The following is a 19,636-nucleotide window of genomic DNA, read 5'->3' on the forward strand; positions in this document are numbered from 1 at the left end:
AGATTTAAAGAATGAAAAAATCGCTATTCGCAGTTGCAGCGTTGTCAGCTATTGCTGGTGCCGCTCAAGCTCAGTCCAGCGTAACCGTTTACGGTATCTTGGACGTTGGTTACATCGGTGAGAACACTAAGGTTCTAGCACCAGCAGTTACTTCAGCTACAACAGTGGCTACACCTGGGATCACTCCAGCCGTTGTAAGATCTGGCTCTAACGGTCAACTTTCTACTACTGGTAACCAATTCGGTGCTGGCGCTCAGCAAACTAACCGTCTCGGTTTCAAGGGTACTGAAGATTTGGGTGGCGGTGCTTCTGCATTCTTCACTATCGAATTGGGCTTGACACCACAGAGCGAGCAAACAATTAACACTGGCGCTACACAAAACCGTCAGACATTCGTTGGCTTGAAGAAAAATGGTATCGGTGCCGCTTCTATTGGTACTCAGTACACTCCAATCCATACAGCAGTTGGCGCAACTGATCCAGGTCAGCAAAACCAAGTAATGGGTAACGTAATTTACGGCGCTGCTTCTGGTTTTGATACTAAGCTTGCTCCAGTACAAACATTAGCAAACTCTACTGATAACTACACTGTTCGTACAAACAACATGTTGAAGTTGCAGTCTGATCGATTGGCTGGTTTCACAGTAACTGGTGTTTTAGTTGCTAACAACACAAACTCAACACAAGTTTCTAACACTAACAGCACATCAAGTGGTGTGAACGCTGGTACTAACACTGGTTACTACGGTGGTCTTAATAACCAAAGCGGTTGGGGCTTAGGCGTTAACTATGAGTGGCAAAAGTTGTTGGTAACTGCCAACTATCAAGCATTTACTTCTAAGAATCCTATCCAGGATACTTGGAGCTACGCTGCTAAAAACTATAGCTCTTCCGCTGCTAACATTAGCTCTACAATTACAGCAGTTGGTGCTCCTGTAGCCTGGAACCAATCAAGTGGCGGCACAAACGTTCAAGATAACCAAGGCTATGTTGGCGCAACTTATGACTTCGGTATTTTGAAGGCATACGCTCAGTGGGCTACCCGTAAAGTTTCTTCACAAGAAATTTCTACAAACTACGTAAAGCGTAACGCACAGCAAATTGGTGTACGTAGCTTCATTACTCCAACAATCGAAGCTTGGGCATCTGCTGGTAACGGCCGTTACAATGCTTATGGTGCTAGCTCTCCAACAGCTAACTTCACTGGTTATCAGTTGGGTTCAAACTACTGGTTGAGCAAGCGTACAAACTTGTATGCAATCTACGGTGGATTTAATACTTCTACTGTAACTATTACTAACGGTGGCGCAAGCGGTAGTGGCGCAACTAATGGTAACTACAGTGCAAATGCTAACAACTACGCTATTGGCGTACGTCATACTTTCTAATTTAACGCTAGCGTCAGCTAGCATAAATTAGTTTGAAAGCATTGAACCCACTGCGCAAGCGGTGGGTTTTTTCTTTTGCATTTCAAGTGTGAATAAAAACACAACCCATAAAATAGCGACAGCTAAACCTAGGTGAGCTGCGTTTAAGGTAGACCTCTAAACAAGCGCCTTTACATCTCTCATCACAGCTTCCCAATCTCCAGCCGATGGCTGCCTAATGACGGTAGCCGATGGATACCATGGATTGGTTGATCCCTTTGCCAGCCATCTCCAGTCTGGGCACCAAGAAAGTAGTACTAGTACCTTTTTCCCTAGGGCTCCAGCCAAATGGACTAGCGAGGTATCGATGCTAATAATGAGATCCATGTTTTCAACAATGGCGGCTGTATCTTCAAAGTTGTTGATGAGTTCACCTAAGGGGTGAATCATGTCGAGATTTTGCAAAGTCTCTTGATCGGATTCTCGAATTTCTTTTTGGATTAAGAATAGGTTATGTTGTTTTGCCAACTCCGAAAAATATGCCAAAGGGATGGGACGTTTATTACCGTGTTTTAGGTCAAAATTAATATTGCCAGAGCAGGCAATACCAATATTGAGTTTTTCCTTGGATAGCGGCAGTTTATTTTTCCATTCTGCAATTTTGCTGGGATTGACTTGAATGTAGGGAACATCGGTTGGAATGGAATTTAAATTTGTCTTAAACAGAAGCGGCAGGCTTGCTAATGGCAACTGAAAATCAATCTCTTGAGTGTCCGATCCCTTGATGATGACATTACAAGGGTATTGGCCTTGAAATAGGGGGGCTAAAGCCTCCTGGACTTCAAAATAAACATCAGCACCCATGTTGGCCAGCTTGGGAATGTATCTTGCAAATTGCAGAATATCGCCATAGCCTTGTTCTGGCCAGATGAGTATCTTTTTGCCGCTTAAATTAGCTAAAGATGTCAGCGGGGTAATGCGAGAGTGGGGGTGCTGATCTGCATCTTTTCTATTCCAGCGATATTCGTAGTTGCTCCAACCCTCATCAAAATTACCCAGCATTAACTGGGAAAATGATTTAGTCCAGTGGGCCTCTATGTGGCCCGGCTCTATTTCAATGGCTTTATTGCAGCATTGGATGGACTCATCCAGTTGCAATAAATCATAAAGAGCAACTCCTTTATTGGCCCAAGCATCGGCATAATCTGGGCGTAACTCTATGGCTCTATCAAAGCAAGCAATAGCATCCGCATATTGAGATAAGTTATTCAGTGCGCTCCCCTTATTCAACCACGCTTTGGCATAGCTGGCGTCAAGGGAGAGGGCTTTGTTTGCGCTATCCAAAGCTGAAATATGGTCTTGCATTTCTGCTTGATATGAGGCCTGATTAGACCAGGCTGGTACATAGCCCTCATCTATATCTAGAGCTTGTTTGCAGCATGCTAGAGCTTCCTTATATCTTTTTAGTTGACCCAGTAGATTTCCTTTGTTTGACCATGCTTCAGCATATTGAGGGTCAAGCGAGATGGCTTTTTCATAAGCAGCCATTGCGGCTTCATAATTTTTTAATTCGGTCAGCGAGTTGCCGACGCCAGACCATACATCTGCCTGGTATGGGTTTATGACTATGGATTGTTGATATGCGCTTAAAGCTTGCTCGAAATTTTTTATTTCGTTTAGAGCATTGCCTTTGTTTGACCACGCTTCTGCATATTGGGGGTTAAGTGCTAAAGCGCGATCATATTGCTCGAGAGCTTCATCATAGCGTTTGAGAGTTGCAAGAGCATTGCCTTTGTTTGACCACGCTTCTGCATATTGGGGGTTAAGTGCTAAAGCGCGATCATATTGCTCGAGAGCTTCATCATAGCGTTTGAGAGTTGCAAGAGCATTGCCTTTGTTTGACCACGCTTCAGCATCGTTAGGATTTAAGGTGAGAGCTTTTTCGTAATTTGTAATGGCGCTTGAATATTCTTTGAGTCCCAAAAAAACATTTCCAATATTGCTATAAGCAATTGCATTTTTGGGATCCGCTTTAATCGATCTATTTAAAAAATCTAAGGCCTTCTCCCATTGGTTTTGTTGTGCTGCAACGACCCCTAGAAATCTTAAGGTGTGCGTATTCTTGGGATTCAGTTTGAGCGCCTGCCCCAGATAAAGCTCGGCAGTTTTGAAATTTCCCACAGAAAGACTTTGTAGTGCTTGATTAATTAAGAAGGCAATTTGTGGGGTCATCTTTTACTTTGAAGAATCAATACATGTGACAGGCTTCTTGCTAATTGTCACATGTATTTTTATAAGAATTTTCCCATACCAGCGTTACTGGGCGCTGAGTTTTTGTGGTTCGGGGCTTTTTAAAATTAGACAGATTTATTTTTGCAAGCTATCACGAATTTCTCTGAGTAAAACAATATCTTCTGGAGTTGGTGGAGGCGGTGGTGCATCAACTAATCTGATTTTGTTAACCACTTTGACCATTTGAAAAATGACAAAAGCCAGAAGAATGAAATTGATAGAGATTGTGATGAAGTTGCCATAGGCAAAAATGGGAACCCCAGCCTTTTTTAGGGCATCAAAAGTTCTAGGTACACCTTCTGGAATATGTCCCAGGACGACAAAAAGGTTTGTGAAGTCAATGCGACCCCCTAGTAGGGAGGAAATGACTGGCATCACTATGTCATTGACCAGAGAATCCACAATTTTCCCAAATGCACCACCAATAATGACACCGACTGCCAGGTCAATCACGTTGCCCTTGACCGCAAAGTCCCGAAATTCCTTTAAAACCGCCATAAAAACCCCCATTTTTGTCTAAATACAGGTTAACCCGAGATTAGCCCTATAACTTTCTTGCTTACCCCACTTTTTACTTTAAAATCCTAGCTTTAAGCAATTTCCACCCATAAATACCCTTTCTAGGAATTTTGTAAATGAGTGACAAGCCCTGTATGGACAAGGATCGCCGTAATTGGCTGATCGCCACTTCCGCAGTTGGAGGCGTAGGCGCAGCAGCAGCCCTTTACCCTTTTGTGGACAGTTTTGAGCCTTCTGAGCGCGCAAAAGCCGCTGGCGCAGCTGTTGAGATCGATATTACGGGCATGAAGCCTGATGAGATGCGTACTGTGGAGTGGCGCGGTAAGCCAGTTTGGGTGGTGCGCCGTACGCCTGAGCAGGTAGCTGAACTCTCTAAATTGGATGGCGAATTAGCTGATCCAAATTCTTTGCGTGATCCGTCTCAGTTCACCCCTCCGTATGCGCAGAACCAGTGGCGTTCTATCAAGCCTGAGTACTTGGTAGTGGTGGGTATTTGTACGCATTTGGGATGCTCCCCATCAGCCAAATTTGAGGCAGGCGCTCAGCCGTCATTGCCAAGCACATGGCCGGGCGGCTTCCTTTGCCCATGCCATGGATCAACTTTTGACATGGCAGGCCGTGTATATAAGAACAAACCAGCTCCAGATAACCTTGAAGTGCCGCCACATATGTATTTGAGCGATACCAAGATTCTGATTGGCGAAGATAAGAAGGCCTAAGGAGAGATAAATGGCATTTCAAGAAAAACAAGTTCCAGCCAATGCTCCAGTAGCTCAAAAGGTGTTGGCCTGGGTTGATTCTCGTTTCCCGCTTACATCCTCAATTAAGGCCCACTTAACTGAGTATTACGCCCCTAAAAACCTTAATTTTTGGTACTTTTTTGGCTCTTTAGCCATTGTGGTTTTGGCTTTGCAGATTATTACCGGCATTTTCTTGGTAATGAACTACAAACCAGATGCTGCAAAAGCGTTTGAGTCAGTTGAATACATCATGCGCGAAGTGCCGTGGGGTTGGTTAATTCGCTATTTGCACTCCACTGGCGCTTCAATGTTCTTCGTGGTGGTCTATTTGCATATGTTCCGTGGTCTGATCTACGGTTCTTATCGCAAGCCACGTGAGTTAATTTGGATTTTCGGTTGCGCGATTTTCTTGTGCTTAATGGGCGAGGCTTTCTTCGGTTACTTGCTTCCATGGGGTCAGATGTCTTATTGGGGCGCTCAAGTGATTGTGAACTTGTTCTCCGCAATCCCATTTATCGGACCAGATCTTTCATTGTGGTTGCGTGGCGATTATGTTGTTGGTGATGCAACGCTCAATCGCTTCTTTGCATTCCACGTGATCGCAATCCCATTGGTATTGATTGGCCTAGTTGCTGCCCACATTATTGCCTTGCATGAAGTTGGCTCAAATAACCCCGATGGCGTAGAAATCAAAGAAAACCTTGATGCAAATGGCCATCCAGTTGACGGTATTCCATTCCATCCTTATTACACCGTGCACGATGTGTTTGGTTTGGGTGTGTTCTTGATGGTATTCGCTTGCATCGTATTCTTTGCTCCTGAGATGGGTGGTTACTTCCTTGAGGCAAATAACTTCATTCCAGCGAATCCATTGCAAACGCCTCCGCACATTGCTCCAGTTTGGTATTTCACACCTTTCTATTCAATGTTGCGTGCAACTACAACAAACTTCTTATTGCCATTGTGGATTTTCTTGGCGGTAATCTTGGGAATGTTTGCGAAAAGCACTAAAGATATTAAGTTCAAAGGCGTATGTGCTGCTATCGCTCTTGTATTGGCTGGTGGATTCTACTTATTTGATGCGAAGTTCTGGGGTGTTGTGATCATGGGCGGTTCAGTTGTGATCATGTTCTTCTTACCTTGGCTAGATCAATCTCCTGTGAAATCGATTCGCTATCGCCCACAATTCCATAAATATATCTATGGCGTATTTGTGGTGAGCTTTGTGATCTTGGGTTACTTAGGAATTCAGCCACCATCACCAGTATTTGAAAAGATTTCTCAGATTTGTACGATTTACTATCTGGGCTTCTTCTTGGCAATGCCGTTTTGGAGCAAGCTTGGTACATTCAAGCCGGTTCCAACTCGCGTTACTTTTAAGTCCCATTAATCGAGAATCCAGAGAAAAATTAGGAACTAGTATGAAACGAATTCTGCAAACTTTGATGGGTCTTTGCCAAGCAACTGTAGTGGTTGCCGCCCTTGGTTTTGGTATGAATGTCAGTGCAAATGAAGGCGGATTTCCCCTGGATAAAGCACCAGAGCGCGTTAGCAGTAATGCTTCATTACAAAATGGCGCCAAGTTGTTCGTGAACTATTGCTTAAATTGCCATGCTGCTTCTAGCATGCGCTATAACCGTTTGCGCGATATCGGCCTGACCGATCAGCAGATCAAAGACAATTTGATTTTGAATGATGCCAAGGTTGGTGATTTGATGACCATTTCAATGACGCCAAAAGAAGGCAAGGCATTCTTTGGAAAGAACCCTCCGGATTTATCCGTTGAGGCGCGTGCTCGTGGAACAGATTGGTTGTACACCTATCTGCGTACTTTCTATAAAGACGATACAACTCAAACTGGCTGGAATAACTTGGTTTATCCAAGCGTAGGCATGCCGCATGTCTTATGGCAATTACAGGGTGAGCGTGCTGCTAAGTTTGAAGAGCACAAAGATCCGCATGATGAAGGCAGAATGGAGAAGGTATTTGTTGGGTTTGAACAACTCACTCCAGGTACTATGAAGCCACAAGAATATGATGATAACGTTGCTGATTTAGTTGCATTTATGTCTTGGATGGCTGAGCCAGTGCAGTTAGAGCGTAAGCGTCTTGGTGTTGTGGTTCTCTTGTTCTTAGCAATCTTTACAATCTTAGCCTGGCGTTTAAATAAGGCCTACTGGAAAGATATTCACTAATAGTTTGGGCTGAGGTTCTGAGAACCTCACCCAACTAGTAAATCGGTGTTATTTGTTGTATTGAAGTAGAAATTTAAGGAAATAAATTTATGATGGTGTTGTACTCGGGTACTAATTGCCCATTCTCGCAACGCTGCCGTTTGGTGCTTTTCGAAAAAGGCATGGATTTTGAGATCCGCGATGTTGATTTATTCAACAAGCCAGAAGATATCTCTGTGATGAACCCATATGGCCAAGTTCCCATCTTGGTCGAGCGCGATTTAATTCTGTATGAATCAAATATCATCAATGAGTACATTGATGAGCGCTTCCCTCATCCGCAGTTGATGCCGCCTGATCCCGTAGCTCGTGCGCGTGCACGCCTCTTCCTTTTTAATTTTGAGAAAGAGTTATTTGTTCATGTAGCTGCCCTCGAAAATGAAAAAGGTAAAGCTGCTGAGAAGACGCACGATAAAGCGCGCTTGGCTATTCGTGATCGCTTGACGCAATTGGCGCCCATTTTTGTGAAGAACAAATACATGTTGGGTGATGAGTTCTCGATGTTGGACGTTGCAATTGCCCCATTGTTGTGGCGTTTAGAGCATTATGGAATTGATCTCTCACGTAATGCGGCACCTCTATTGAAATACGCAGAACGTATTTTCAGTAGACCTGCTTATATTGAGGCATTAACCCCTTCAGAAAAAGTAATGCGCCGCTAGTAAGTTCAGCGGCTGTTACAGTCAGTATGTCTGACATTCCTAGCAACAAACCCTATCTAATCCGTGCGCTACATCAGTGGTGTACGGATTTTGGTTTTACGCCCTTTATCGCTGTATTTGTAGATGCTGGGGTGGAGGTGCCTATGGAATACGTCAAAAATAATGAGATCGTTCTAAACCTCTCGCTGGAAGCCTGTCATCAGCTTCAGCTAGAGAATGACTGGATTAGCTTTCAGGCAAGGTTTGGTGGAATACCTAGAAAAATCATGGTGCCAGTAAGCCATGTTCTTGCTATCTATGCACGTGAGAACGGTCAAGGCATGTCATTCCCGTTTGACCCTTCTCAGGCCCGTGATTTACACGTGGCAGATAGCTCTGATGAGGCGCCAGAAAAACCAAAATCTGCAAAACCATCCTTAAGGATTGTGAAGTAGGTTAAAATATCATCCGTGCCCCTTTAGCTCATCTGGTAGAGCAACTGATTTGTAATCAGTAGGTGGTCTGTTCGAGTCGGACAAGGGGCACCAAATTCAAACCTTCTAATAGAACTTAGAGGGTTTTTTATTGCGAATATCAAATCCTAAGATTGCTTTCGACTGACTCTGGTAGAAATAGAAGTGCTAATGTTGCGGCACTCAATAAAAAAATCGTTGGATACCAAAGCCCTGCAACGTTATTACCCAGTTGTTGATTGAGCCAAGTGATAATGAGGGGTAGTAGGCCGCCAATCCATCCTGCTGCAAGATTATGGGGGAGAGTGGCGGCACTATTTCTTGATTTCGCAGGAAAGAGTTCTGCGAGTAATGCTGTTTGCGGCCCCACTACGAGCGCCAGAATGCCTGATAGGCCAACCAAGATTGTCGCAACGATCAATACATGATTACTCTGTGACGCATTTTGCCCAATTTGTTGCAGCAAGTAAAAAGCAGGCATGATCAAAGCGCCTCCTAAAAGAAGTCCGCTGACAACGACGGGCTTTCTGCCAACTTTATCCGAAAGCCAACCCGCAAAAATCGTGAGCGGGAATAGCGCTAGCGTTGAGATGATGCTCAGTTGATCAACTAATAATGGTTCTAGATGAAGCGTGGTCTTGAGGAAAATTGCGGTATAGACCTGGACGCAAAAGAATAAAATTGCACCACTTGAGGAGACGCAAAAGAAAAGCAAAAACATTCTTTTGCGGATTTCAGGGTCTTTAAAGTTATTGATTAATTGCGACTGAGATTGTTCATTTTGCTTGGAAAGCTCTAGAAAGACTGGTGTTTCTTCTAGAGATCTGCGAACATAAAACGCAATGATAAGTAGTGCTAAGGAAATCCAAAATGGTACGCGCCAGCCCCATATCTGGAATTGATCGGGACTTAAATATTTTTGCAGAAGCGCGATTTGGAGCGTTGATACTAAGATGCCTAAGGGCCCCATCAGTTGCAAAAAGCTGGTTTTAAAGCCACGATGAGAATCGCCAGCATGCTCGGTTAGGTAGACGGCACTTCCACCAATTTCACCACCGGCCGAAAGGCCTTGAAGAAGCCTTAAGCTGACCAGTAGGATAGGCGCCCAAATCCCAATTTGGGCATAGCTGGGTAAGAAACCCACGCTCACTGTTGTCATGCCCATGAGGGCTATGGTGATCATGAAGACCGGTTTCCGTCCAATGCGATCACCCATGGAGCCAAATATGGCCGATCCAATTGGTCTGACTACCATCCCTACCCCAAAGGTAGCGAGACTTGCCAGAAGCCCTGTATTCGGGTCGCTTGAGGGAAAAAATAGCGGGCCAAAGGTTACCGCTAAAGTGGCAAAGGTTAAAAAGTCATACCACTCTAAAAAAGTCCCAAAGCAAGCAGCAATCGCTACTTTTCGATAAGTGTGAGCGCTACTTTCTTTATTCAAAGACCCGCTCTTACTCTGTTTCTGATGAAGATTCAATTAATGGCGTTGATAAATTCTTGTTAGGCTTAACACCAAGTTCACGTACTTTTTCAGCAGTGCGAATGAGGTTGCCTTTGCCGGATTTGAGTTTATTAAACGCATCGTGATAGCTGGTTTGCGCCTGATCTAGACGTTGTCCTAATTTCTCAAGATCATCTACAAATCCTACAAACTTGTCATAGAGTGTTCCGCATTGTTTTGCAATTTCTAAAGCATTGCGATTTTGATGATCTTGTCTCCAGAGGTGGGCAACGGTGCGCAGTGTTGCCATTAAAGTGCTTGGACAAACGAGAACAATATTTTTCGCCAGCGCCTCTTGATAGAGATTGGGCGCGGTTTTCAGGGCCAATAAAAATGCAGGCTCCACCGGTACAAACATCAAGACAAAATCAACAGAATTTGCTCCATATAGGGCACTGTAATTTTTTCCAGAAAGTCCCTGAATGTGCTGCCGCAAAGATTGGATGTGTGCAGTCAACTCTTTTTCAGCGACGTCTGGATCGGTTGATTCAGCATGTCTTGCATATGCGGTGATAGACACTTTGCTATCGACAACTAGGCTTCTGCCTTCAGGTAATTTGATGACTACGTCTGGCTGTAAGCGTGATCCATCGCTTTGAGTGTGGCTATCTTGCACCACATATTCTTCACCCTTGCGTAGGCCTGACGACTCAAGGATGGACTCTAGTACTAATTCGCCCCAATTTCCTTGGACCTTCGAGTCACCCTTTAGAGCTTGGGTTAGAGAGCGTGTCTCATCAGACATTTTGAGGTTGAGGTTGGCAAGCCTTTCAATCTCGGTTTTCAGGGCAAAGCGTTCACGCGCCTCATTGCCATACGAATTAGTTACTTGCTCTCTAAATTCAGTGAGTTTGGTTTGTAATGGCTTTAATAGCGCATCAAGGCTAGCTACATTTTGTTCGGTAAAGCGCTTTGACTTGTCTTCTAGGATCTCATTAGCTAAATTTTTGAATTGATTTGTAAGTGCTTCTTTGGCATCGTTAAGCGACTCAATTCGACCAAGCCCTTGTTTGCGCTCAGAATCCAGCTCGGCCTCAAGGCGGATCGCATTTTGCAATGCTTGATCTCGTTCAGATCTAAGGCCATCAACTAAAGTGGCTTCAGTTTCAGCCTCAAGCTCAATTCGCGCAATAGTGGATCGTAGATTAAAAACATAAACCAAAAGGCCCGCACACAATCCCAGTGGCAGGCCAAATAGTAGAAGAGAGACTAAATCAAAAGTCACGTAGTAGACGTAAAAACTTGATTAAGCTTTAACTAACTTTTGTAATTCGCCAGACTGGTACATCTCTGTCATGATGTCTGAGCCACCAATGAACTCTCCATTGATATAGAGCTGTGGAATAGTTGGCCAGTTAGCAAACTCCTTGATGCCTTGGCGAATAGCTGCATCTTCTAAGACATTTACAGTGTGTAGCTTTTCAACACCGCTAGCGCGAAGAATGTTGACTGCATTTCCAGAGAAGCCACATTGCGGAAATTGTGCTGTGCCCTTCATAAATAGAACAACGGGATGGCTAGTAATAATTTCTTTGATTTGAGCTTGGGTATCCATAAATCTTTCCTAAAAATGCCTGACTTCGATAAAAATATTTAAAAATTTAATACCATTGATTTTAAGACTTTATCTAAAAAAAGACAGTCACTAGTCTTGCTTTCTGGCTGAGGCAACCCTATGGTGTCCAGATAAATCTTGATGGGTTTGAATATCGCTTAAACCTGCAGTTTTCATCAGCTCAACCACGGCATTAGATTGGTCATATCCATGCTCTACAGCTAGTAAACCCATTGGTTTAAGGTGATTCTTTGCCTCCAACACAATTGCTTCAAGGCAACTAAGTCCGGTGGAGTGATCTGTTAGCGCATTTAAAGGCTCAAATCGAAGATCACCCACAATTAAGTGAGGATCTTGAGCTGGAATATAAGGAGGGTTGCCCACAATGATGTCAAAAGTAACACTCTCTTTTAACGCTTGATACCAACTGCCTTGAGTAAATTGAACGCGAGTCTCAAGCCCTAAAGATTTCGCATTTGATTTGGCAATTGTGAGTGCTTCAAGAGATTGATCTGTTGCAATGACCTGGCTATTGAGTGCCTCATTTGCAATGGCTAAAGCAATAGCGCCTGAGCCCGTACCTAGATCAAGTATCTTTGGGCTCTTTGTTGAACTTTCAATTTTCTTAATTTCTTGAAGGGCGATATCAACTAGTAACTCTGTCTCTGGTCGGGGAATCAATACTCCCGGCGTAACTTGAAGCTCAATTTTATGAAAGCCTCTTTTACCCACCAGGTAAGCTACTGGCTCACCATTAAGCCTTCTAGATTCGAGTGCATGCCATTCCTCTAGTGCTGGGGCGCTCAGTTCTATTTCATCCCGAGAAATGAGTGTTGAGCGAGGTAGCTGGTAGTGCTTATCAAGCACGTGCGCCATCAAGATATACGCTTCATTGCGAGGAAGTAATGTGCTACCTAATAGAGATCGCAGACTTAAGGTCTTGCTCATAACTGATTTGGTGGGTGCTTAGTTATCACCTAGTGCAGCAAGAAGCTCAGCCTGATGCTCAGATGCAAGAGCGTTGCATAAATCATCTAAATCCCCATCCATCATGGCATCAATTTTATAGAGCGTGAGATTAATACGATGATCAGTGATGCGGCCCTGCGGGAAATTGTATGTACGAATACGATCGCTGCGATCTCCAGAGCCAATCAGAGATTTACGGGTCTGTGCTTCTAGTTGATGTTTCTCGCGCTCACGCGCATCCATGATGCGTGAGACCAACACTTTCATAGCTTGTTCGCGATTGCGGTGCTGGCTTCGATCATCCTGGCATTCAACAACTGTACCGGTTGGAAGATGGGTGATACGAACTGCTGAATCCGTTTTATTAATGTGCTGCCCACCTGCGCCAGAAGCACGGAAGGTGTCAATGCGTAATTCGGCAGGGTTAATTTTGACTGCTTCGAGCTCATCTGCCTCAGGCATTACTGCAACTGTACAGGCTGATGTATGAATGCGTCCTTGGGTTTCTGTCTGTGGCACGCGTTGTACACGATGGCCGCCTGATTCAAATTTGAGGCGTGAGTAAACCGATTGACCTACTAAGCGAAGAACAACTTCTTTATAGCCACCAAGATCGGATTCTGTGGAGCTAACCATTTCCACTTTCCAGCCTTGCCGCTCGGCAAAGCGGGTGTACATACGCAAAAGATCAGCTGCAAAAAGGGCGCTTTCATCCCCGCCGGTACCCGCACGAATTTCCAAGAAAACATTGCGCTCGTCATTTTCATCTTTAGGCAAGAGAAGCTTCTGAAGGCTGCCTTCTAGTTCTTCCATCGTCGCTTGAGCTTGTTTTTGTTCTTCGTCGGCAAAGTCCTTCATTTCTGGATCTTTGCGCATTTCTTCAGCCGCTTGTGCATCAGCTTCAGCTTGTTTATACAAGCCAAATTGCACAACCACCGTTGCAATATCAGAATGTTCACGCGTGAGTTTGCGATAGGCATCCATATCTTTGGTTGCCTCTTCTGAGGTTAAAAGGGAATTAAGTTCGGCTAAGCGCGTATCTAGATGTTCCAGCTTAGCCCGCATGCTGGGCTTCATCTAATGGTCTTCTGGTTTGGTATGTGAGGCGAATAGTTTTGGCAGTAACTTAATCAAGGCGTCGCGCTCGGCGCCATTGGAGTGTTGTAGTGCATGTAGTGAACCATGCAAGAATTTATTTGTAAGACCTTGTGCCATTGCACTTAATACTTCTTGTGGATCATCACCGCGCATAAGGCGCTTCATAGCGCGCTCTAATTCAAGTTGTCTTAGTCGTTCACCTTGTTGTTGAATATCTTGGATTAATGGCACTGCGTTGCGCCCTTGCATCCAATGCATAAAGTTGCCAACCCGATCTTCAATAATTGCTTCGGCCTGACTGACGGCTGCTTGACGTAAATTGGCTCCGGTTTGGATCATGACGCCTAGATCATCAACGGTATAGAGGTACACATCGTCAAGTCTGGTAATTTCTGGTTCGAAATCACGCGGCACAGCTAAATCAATCATCACCATGGGTTTATGACGCCGTTGCTTGAGAGCACTTTCCACCATACCAAGACCAATGATGGGTAATGATGAAGCCGTGCTTGAAACAATAATGTCGAATTCGTGTAGACGACCAGGCAATTCAGATAGCTTGAATGACTCTGCCTGAATATCTTGTGAAGCAATAGAGTCCGCTAATTCTTGCCCACGTTCAATCGTGCGGTTAGTAATCGCTACATTCTTGGGCTTACGCGCTACAAAATGCGTTGCGCACAAGGAAATCATTTCTCCTGCGCCGATGAATAGAATTTTTTGATCAGAAATTTTTTCAAAGATGCGTTCGGACAATCGCACAGCAGCTGCAGCCATAGAAATTGAGTGAGCACCAATTTCCGTCGATCCGCGTACCTCTTTAGCAACAGCAAAGGTTTTTTGAAATAACTGATTTAAGTAAGTGCCCAATACACCTGCATCATTTGCAGTGCGGACCGCATCTTTCATTTGCCCAAGAATTTGGGTTTCACCAATCACCATAGAATCTAATCCGCACGCCACTCTGAATGCATGGCGAACAGCATCAGATTGCGGCAATGAGTAAATGTGGGGTTGAAGGCTGCTTGGTGCAAGTTGCTGAGTTTTTGCTAACCAGTCAAAAGTGGCTTCATGCAAAATATCTGCGGCGCTTGCATCATTGGCGGCGCAATAGACTTCGGTGCGGTTACAGGTAGATAGAATGGTTGCTTCGGGCAGGCCAGATTGATTCGCTCCAAGCAGATGCTGGCGAAGATCGTGCAACGCTTCTTGAAGAAATTCAGGATCAAAGGCGACCTTTTCCCGAATGGCGACCGGCGCTGTGTGATGATTGATGCCGAGTGTCAACAACTTCATAATGGCAATTATAGATTTGATGCCCTCAATCATGGGCGCAAAAGGGGATAAAAATGGGTTTTTTGGCTTTTTTGCTGATCGGGGGTGCCTCAGGTGTGGCCACCTGGATTTTTTACCCAGGAAACCCAAAAAAACGTCCAAATCCTGCAATTCGGACTTCAAATCTACAGGGTTTGCTGGTTGCAGCCTTACTTGGGTTTATCGCAGCTGCTTTGGGAGCTTATGTGGGTCAGTACCTCAATCTTTTTCAATCGGGGCAAATGCTGGAGTGGGCGGCAGCAATTTTGGCTTCCTGCGCTATTGGATGCGTTTACACAACTTTAACTAAATAAATTGCCTTGAGCCTTTTCATCTTTGGTTGTTGTAGTTTTCACCCATTGGATTGGTTCTAGGTGGTGAGTAATTAACCAGTCATTGGTTTTTGTAAAGTGTCGACAACTATCTTTGTCAGCAGGCGCTAAAAAGGGCAAGTTTGTTTTGTATACACCTAGACCGGAGGGGTGTGAAGATTGCAAAACGAGTTGATCGTTATTTTGAACAATCAAAGGTAATTTGCTTTGAGCATGCCCACCCCAAAGTAGCCAAACCAACTGCGGCTTTTGGGTTGATAGTGCAGAAATCAATCTGTCAATCAAACTCTTCCAGCCTAAATTCGTATGACTTCCAGCCTCGCCCAATTTGACGCTGAGCGCAGTATTGAGTAATAAAACTCCCTGCTCAGCCCAGTGATGCAAGTCGCCATTCGATAATGCACCAAAACCCTCGATGCTGAGTGCTTTACTAATGTTGCGTAGCGAGCTGGGAAACTCTCGTGAGTTAGGCGAGATATTATTTGGAATAGAAAATGCCAAGCCTTGTGCGAGACCAGGAGAGTGATAAGGATCCTGACCTAGGATGACTACCTTTACAGAGTCAACGGGGGTTAATGCGAGTGCTTTGAAAAAATTTTGTGGCTCGGGCCGAACCATTCCAAGATTGGTATTCAATTCGTTTTGAATATTGTTCTCGAGTAGTTTCCAGTCGGGACTGTCGAAATAGTCGCCCAATAACTCGCGCCAGTCTTGTGGAATGGCTTCCTTGGAAAAGGAGTACATAGTCTACGCTACTTAGTAAGACTGGGGGTAGGGGTGGACGATAGAACGAGATCGTATTGTGCTGGCAGTTGAGCAGGTTGCAACACCATGATGCGTTCGTGCTCAAGATCATCGCGGTAAAAACAAACAGAGATATTTTGATGATCTGTCAGGCTGTTGAGAACCTTATCCCAGCGGTTGCTAGTGATGCGTTGACCATTAATGCTTGCCAAAAGGTCGCCTGGTGCTAATCCAGCTTCTTGAGCGGCACCGCCATCTAGGACATGAGTAATTTTGAGCCAACCATTTGATTCAGAATGACGCAGCCCAAGCTGTAGTTTGATCTTCTCTAGCTTTGTCTGAACTTTTAAATTTACAGACACTACTTTTGATGAAATCCACTTCTGCAGTGGAATATCTTCAGTTCCATATACATAGCGTGATTTAAAGTCGCCCCATATTTTTTGGAATCCACTGCCAAGTAGCCGATCAATTAAGTCATCTAATCCATGCTCTGCAATTCCATCTAGCGTTACACCATGCTTTTGCCAAATTAAGCGCATTAAATCATCTAATGATTTTTTGTTTTTAGAGAATGCGCGGATTTGTAAATCTAGGCCAAGCGCCAATAATGCGCCTTTGCCGTAGTAACTTACAACAGCATTCGGTGTGTTTTCATCGGCTTGATAGTATTTTGTCCAGGCGTCAAAAGAGCTATCGGCCAAGCTTTGCTTTAATCTTCCTGGGCTACGCAGAACACCGTTCCAGTTGTCTGCAACCAACTTGAGATATTGAGCTGGGTTAATTCGTTTGCTTCTGAAGAGCTGAAGATCATCGTAGTAGCTAGTGAAGCCTTCAAAAAGCCAAAGTAATTGGGTGTGGTTTCTGTTTTGTAAATCGTAGGGCTGAAAAACCTTAGGCTTAATACGTTTTACCAGCCATGCATGGAAGTATTCGTGACTGCACAGACCCAGAAATTCACGATAAGCGGTTTCATCCAAGGGAATATGTTTTTGTGGAATCTGGTCTCTGCGGCAGAGTAAAGCTGTGCTGTTTTGATGCTCAAGGCCACCATAGCCATTGAGCACTGCGTTGAGTAGGAAGAGATAGTTGGTAAATGGTGCCTTCTTTGTTTTAGGCTCAAACAGGTTGATAGTGCATGAACAGATAGCCTGTAAATCGTTTACTAAACGTGCGGAATCAACTGGGTATAGGCATCCTTGTATAGCCAGACTGTGCGGAACATTATTTGAATTCCAATGAACCAATTGGAATTCACCCATCGCAACTGGATGATCAATAAGGTCATCATAATTTTTAGCTAAGTAATAGCCAAAGCCACGCTCATCAGTTTTGGCTTTTCTTAAACCCGTCTGTATAGCCCAGTGTTCGGTAGAGGCATTGTCAGGAGAGGTAATCGCTAGTGAGCATGGAATATTTTCTTGGCCAGCTACTGAAAGACACAGGCTAGTAGGGTTGAAAAAGCCCCGCTCAGTATCTAGATATGCTGCTCGAACAGAATTATCAAATGCATATACCGTCGTGATGATATCAACTGGTTCAGTGATATCTGCGGGCAAGCGCCATTGATTGTTATCGATGCGTTCAAGAGTTAATTTCTTTTTGCTTGAAGCGCCAAAAGCTTCAATAGTCTCAATATGTTTTGAAAAATCTCGAATCAAATAGCTACCAGGAATCCATGCCGCCATTTGTAATATCTGGCCCAGGGGATCGGGATTGGCAATGCGCAGCTTTACTTTAAAGCGATGACCGTGCAGGTCTGCAGGCCATACGGTGTATTGAATTGCTGGCAGATCAGATTTGTTCATGAGCTTCTTTTTGTTACTTAAGCGAATTAAATTTCTTTTCGATATCAGTTACTTGAACTGCGCCAGGGAAACGACTTCCATCGGTAAAGAAAAGTGTAGGGGTGCCAGTGATGCCATAGGCTTTTGCAAAGGCCAAATTTTTATCTAGAGGATTACTGCAGTCAGTTTTGCCTGTTGGTGCAGTTCCATTCACCATCCAATCAATATAGTTCTTGTACGGGTCAGCACTGCACCAGATCTGCTTTGATTTTTGAGCGGAATCTGGCGACAAAATAGGAATGAGATATGTGTAGATGGTGACGTTGTCTAATTGCTGTAAAGATTTTTCTAAGCGCTTGCAGTAACCGCAGTTCGGATCTGAAAAAATAGCCAATTGGCGCTGACCATTGCCACGAACTGATTTAAATGCATTGGCTTGATTTAGATCGCTCCACTTGATGCGGTTGAGGTCAGCTTGCCGTTGCTCAGTAATATTTTTTCCGGAGGCGAGTTCAATAATTTCACCTTGAATTAAATATTTACCAGAAGTATCTGTGTAGAAAATTTCATTGCCAACAAGAACTTCATAGAGGCCCGAAACGGGGGCGGCAGTTACGCTGCGTACTTTTGCATTAGAGCTGAGTTTCTTTTGAATCTCAGTCTTAATTTGTTGCTCTGTTTGTGCAAATGCGGATTCTGAAGGGGTGAGGAGTGTGCATATCACTCCAAGCACAAGTGCGGTGTTTGATAGCAGGCTGCTTATCAATTTAGTCAAAATCAATTTCTCCTAGTGCGCGCTCAATGAGGCGCTGTTTGATGAAGTGGCTTTTATTAACCAAGCCAAGACCCCAGTTGCGCAATTGCTTTTCTGTAGTGCTAGTACCAGAAAATAACTTTTTCAATTTATCTGTTACCCACAACAGTGCATTGGTATCACCTTGCCGTTGTCGTTCGTAACGACGGAGCAAGGTTAAATCATTCAATTTGCGGAATGGCTCACGTTTACTAATTACATTCAGTAATACGGCAACATCTCTCAATCCCAAATTGAGACCTTGACCTGCCAAGGGGTGCATCACATGTGCGGCATCTCCAATCAGAACCACTTGAGGATTGGCTTCAGGGCCGATAAAGCGTGTTGCTCGAATTTTGCGCAGTGGAAACGCAGCTGGTGTCGAGTTAAGAGTGAGTTCACCCAATTGTTTTTCAATGGCGCCATTGGCAATCAATGAAAAACGTTCTTGCCATTGAGATTGATTGAGTTGCAAAAGCTCTGCTGCATGTTCGGGAGTAGTTGACCACACCATCGATACCTGTTTATTTGGTAGAGGTAGCATTGCCACAATATCTCCACCAGGCAAAAACCATTGAAAGGCAGTTTCGAGATGCGGGTAAGTGCAAACCCAATTTGCAACTACAGCGCTTTGTGAATAACTTTCTTCGCTGGCGGTAATGCCGATGGCTGAGCGAATAGGTGAGTTTGCTCCATCCGCTGCAATGACTAATTGCGCATGAAGAAGCTCACTATTTTTTAGATGTAAGGTGCTACCTTGAGCATTTACTTCAATTGTTTCTACAGCATCGTTAATGCGTTCAAGCTTATTCTGAAATCGACTGGCTTGATCAAGCGTATGTTCAATTAAATTTGACTCGCCAATCCAAGCAAGTTGCGAAGTGCCAGCCTCAAACGCAGAGAGATGTAGTTGATCATTTCTTTCTCCGCGATCTCCGTAAATGCGCATATCTCGCACAACTTGCATACGACTATGGTCAAGGGCATCCCATGTTTGTAGGTGGGCGAGCAATTTCTGAGTACTTGGTGAAAAGGCGTAGATTCTTTGGCCCCATTGACTGCCTTCTGGAGCTGGGCTCGGGCTTCCTAAATCTGGGGCAATTTCTACTGTAGTGAGCCCAAGCTGGGCTAAACCCAAGGCGCAGGCCTTGCCGGCTATGCCCCCGCCTACTACGGCGACATCGATGGACCGTATTTGCGAGGGGTTTACCTGTTTTTTGGGTGAATGATGATGGTGTGCTTCCGACATATCTCGATGATATCGAAACCAGCCCCAT

General features: G+C 44.4%; 19 protein-coding genes and 1 tRNA gene. 8 read left to right on the forward strand and 12 right to left on the reverse strand.

Going from position 1 to position 19,636, the window contains the following annotated elements:
* Window positions 1–11 precede the first annotated feature (11 nt).
* Complete coding sequence (locus DCO17_RS00650) at window positions 12–1,388, forward strand: porin (RefSeq protein WP_173954905.1); 1,377 nt, start codon at window positions 12–14, stop codon at window positions 1,386–1,388.
* A gap of 156 nt (window positions 1,389–1,544) precedes the next feature.
* On the opposite strand, the gene DCO17_RS00655 is transcribed toward DCO17_RS00650, so the two are convergent.
* A complete protein-coding gene (locus DCO17_RS00655; RefSeq protein WP_173954906.1) occupies window positions 1,545–3,599 on the reverse strand; it encodes a tetratricopeptide repeat protein in 2,055 nt (684 codons plus the stop codon).
* Between the two features lie 135 nt (window positions 3,600–3,734).
* Entirely contained in the window at window positions 3,735–4,157 is a 423-nt protein-coding gene (mscL, locus tag DCO17_RS00660) for a large conductance mechanosensitive channel protein MscL (RefSeq protein ID WP_173954907.1), read from the reverse strand.
* Between the two features lie 137 nt (window positions 4,158–4,294).
* On the opposite strand from mscL, the gene petA reads away from it, so the two are divergent.
* The 6 genes from petA to DCO17_RS00690 all read left to right on the forward strand — a co-directional run bounded on the left by petA (window position 4,295) and on the right by DCO17_RS00690 (window position 8,341).
* Window positions 4,295–4,897, forward strand: a complete 603-nt coding sequence (petA, locus tag DCO17_RS00665; protein WP_173954908.1) for a ubiquinol-cytochrome c reductase iron-sulfur subunit — start codon at window positions 4,295–4,297, stop codon at window positions 4,895–4,897.
* Between the two features lie 10 nt (window positions 4,898–4,907).
* The gene (locus DCO17_RS00670) at window positions 4,908–6,308 is read left to right on the forward strand and encodes a cytochrome b (protein ID WP_173954909.1); all 1,401 of its coding nucleotides are present in this window, start codon (window positions 4,908–4,910) and stop codon (window positions 6,306–6,308) included.
* Between the two features lie 31 nt (window positions 6,309–6,339).
* Complete coding sequence (locus DCO17_RS00675; protein WP_173954910.1) at window positions 6,340–7,113, forward strand: cytochrome c1; 774 nt, start codon at window positions 6,340–6,342, stop codon at window positions 7,111–7,113.
* 89 nt (window positions 7,114–7,202) lie between these two features.
* A complete protein-coding gene (locus tag DCO17_RS00680) occupies window positions 7,203–7,814 on the forward strand; it encodes a glutathione S-transferase N-terminal domain-containing protein (protein WP_173954911.1) in 612 nt (203 codons plus the stop codon).
* Window positions 7,815–7,840: 26 nt separating this feature from the next.
* Entirely contained in the window at window positions 7,841–8,248 is a 408-nt protein-coding gene (locus DCO17_RS00685) for a ClpXP protease specificity-enhancing factor (protein WP_173954912.1), read from the forward strand.
* A 17-nt stretch (window positions 8,249–8,265) separates the two neighbouring features.
* Window positions 8,266–8,341, forward strand: a tRNA-Thr gene (locus DCO17_RS00690).
* Window positions 8,342–8,387: 46 nt separating this feature from the next.
* Here the strand turns inward: DCO17_RS00690 and DCO17_RS00695 are convergent.
* The 6 genes from DCO17_RS00695 to hemA form a co-directional block, all read right to left on the reverse strand.
* A complete protein-coding gene (locus DCO17_RS00695) occupies window positions 8,388–9,707 on the reverse strand; it encodes an MFS transporter (RefSeq protein WP_173954913.1) in 1,320 nt (439 codons plus the stop codon).
* A gap of 10 nt (window positions 9,708–9,717) precedes the next feature.
* On the reverse strand, window positions 9,718–10,992 hold the full coding sequence (locus DCO17_RS00700; protein ID WP_173954914.1) for a DNA recombination protein RmuC: 1,275 nt from the start codon (window positions 10,990–10,992) through the stop codon (window positions 9,718–9,720).
* Between the two features lie 21 nt (window positions 10,993–11,013).
* A complete protein-coding gene (grxD, locus tag DCO17_RS00705) occupies window positions 11,014–11,322 on the reverse strand; it encodes a Grx4 family monothiol glutaredoxin (RefSeq protein ID WP_173954915.1) in 309 nt (102 codons plus the stop codon).
* A gap of 90 nt (window positions 11,323–11,412) precedes the next feature.
* Window positions 11,413–12,270 carry a peptide chain release factor N(5)-glutamine methyltransferase gene (gene prmC, locus DCO17_RS00710; RefSeq protein ID WP_173954916.1) on the reverse strand — a complete coding sequence of 286 codons (858 nt, stop codon included), beginning with the start codon at window positions 12,268–12,270 and terminating at the stop codon, window positions 11,413–11,415.
* 18 nt (window positions 12,271–12,288) lie between these two features.
* Entirely contained in the window at window positions 12,289–13,368 is a 1,080-nt protein-coding gene (gene prfA / locus DCO17_RS00715; RefSeq protein ID WP_173954917.1) for a peptide chain release factor 1, read from the reverse strand.
* A complete protein-coding gene (hemA, locus tag DCO17_RS00720; protein ID WP_173954918.1) occupies window positions 13,369–14,685 on the reverse strand; it encodes a glutamyl-tRNA reductase in 1,317 nt (438 codons plus the stop codon).
* A 53-nt stretch (window positions 14,686–14,738) separates the two neighbouring features.
* Between hemA and DCO17_RS00725 the strand changes: the two genes are divergently transcribed.
* The gene (locus tag DCO17_RS00725) at window positions 14,739–15,017 is read left to right on the forward strand and encodes a hypothetical protein (RefSeq protein ID WP_173954919.1); all 279 of its coding nucleotides are present in this window, start codon (window positions 14,739–14,741) and stop codon (window positions 15,015–15,017) included.
* On the opposite strand, the gene DCO17_RS00730 is transcribed toward DCO17_RS00725, so the two are convergent.
* From DCO17_RS00730 to DCO17_RS00745, 4 genes are read right to left on the reverse strand one after another with little or no spacing between them, the layout of a single operon-like run.
* A complete protein-coding gene (locus tag DCO17_RS00730) occupies window positions 15,006–15,779 on the reverse strand; it encodes a uracil-DNA glycosylase (protein WP_173954920.1) in 774 nt (257 codons plus the stop codon). The genes DCO17_RS00725 and DCO17_RS00730 overlap by 12 nt on opposite strands.
* Window positions 15,780–15,787: 8 nt before the next feature.
* Entirely contained in the window at window positions 15,788–17,587 is a 1,800-nt protein-coding gene (locus DCO17_RS00735; protein WP_173954921.1) for a M61 family metallopeptidase, read from the reverse strand.
* Window positions 17,588–17,600: 13 nt separating this feature from the next.
* Window positions 17,601–18,341, reverse strand: coding sequence for a DsbC family protein (locus tag DCO17_RS00740; protein ID WP_254598778.1), 741 nt, complete (start codon window positions 18,339–18,341; stop codon window positions 17,601–17,603).
* Window positions 18,334–19,608, reverse strand: coding sequence for an FAD-dependent monooxygenase (locus DCO17_RS00745; RefSeq protein WP_173954922.1), 1,275 nt, complete (start codon window positions 19,606–19,608; stop codon window positions 18,334–18,336). Before DCO17_RS00745 ends, DCO17_RS00740 begins: the two co-directional genes overlap by 8 nt.
* Window positions 19,609–19,636: the final 28 nt, after the last annotated feature.

The sequence above is a fragment of the Polynucleobacter tropicus genome, from assembly GCF_013307225.1.
Taxonomy (GTDB): Bacteria; Pseudomonadota; Gammaproteobacteria; order Burkholderiales; family Burkholderiaceae; genus Polynucleobacter; species Polynucleobacter tropicus.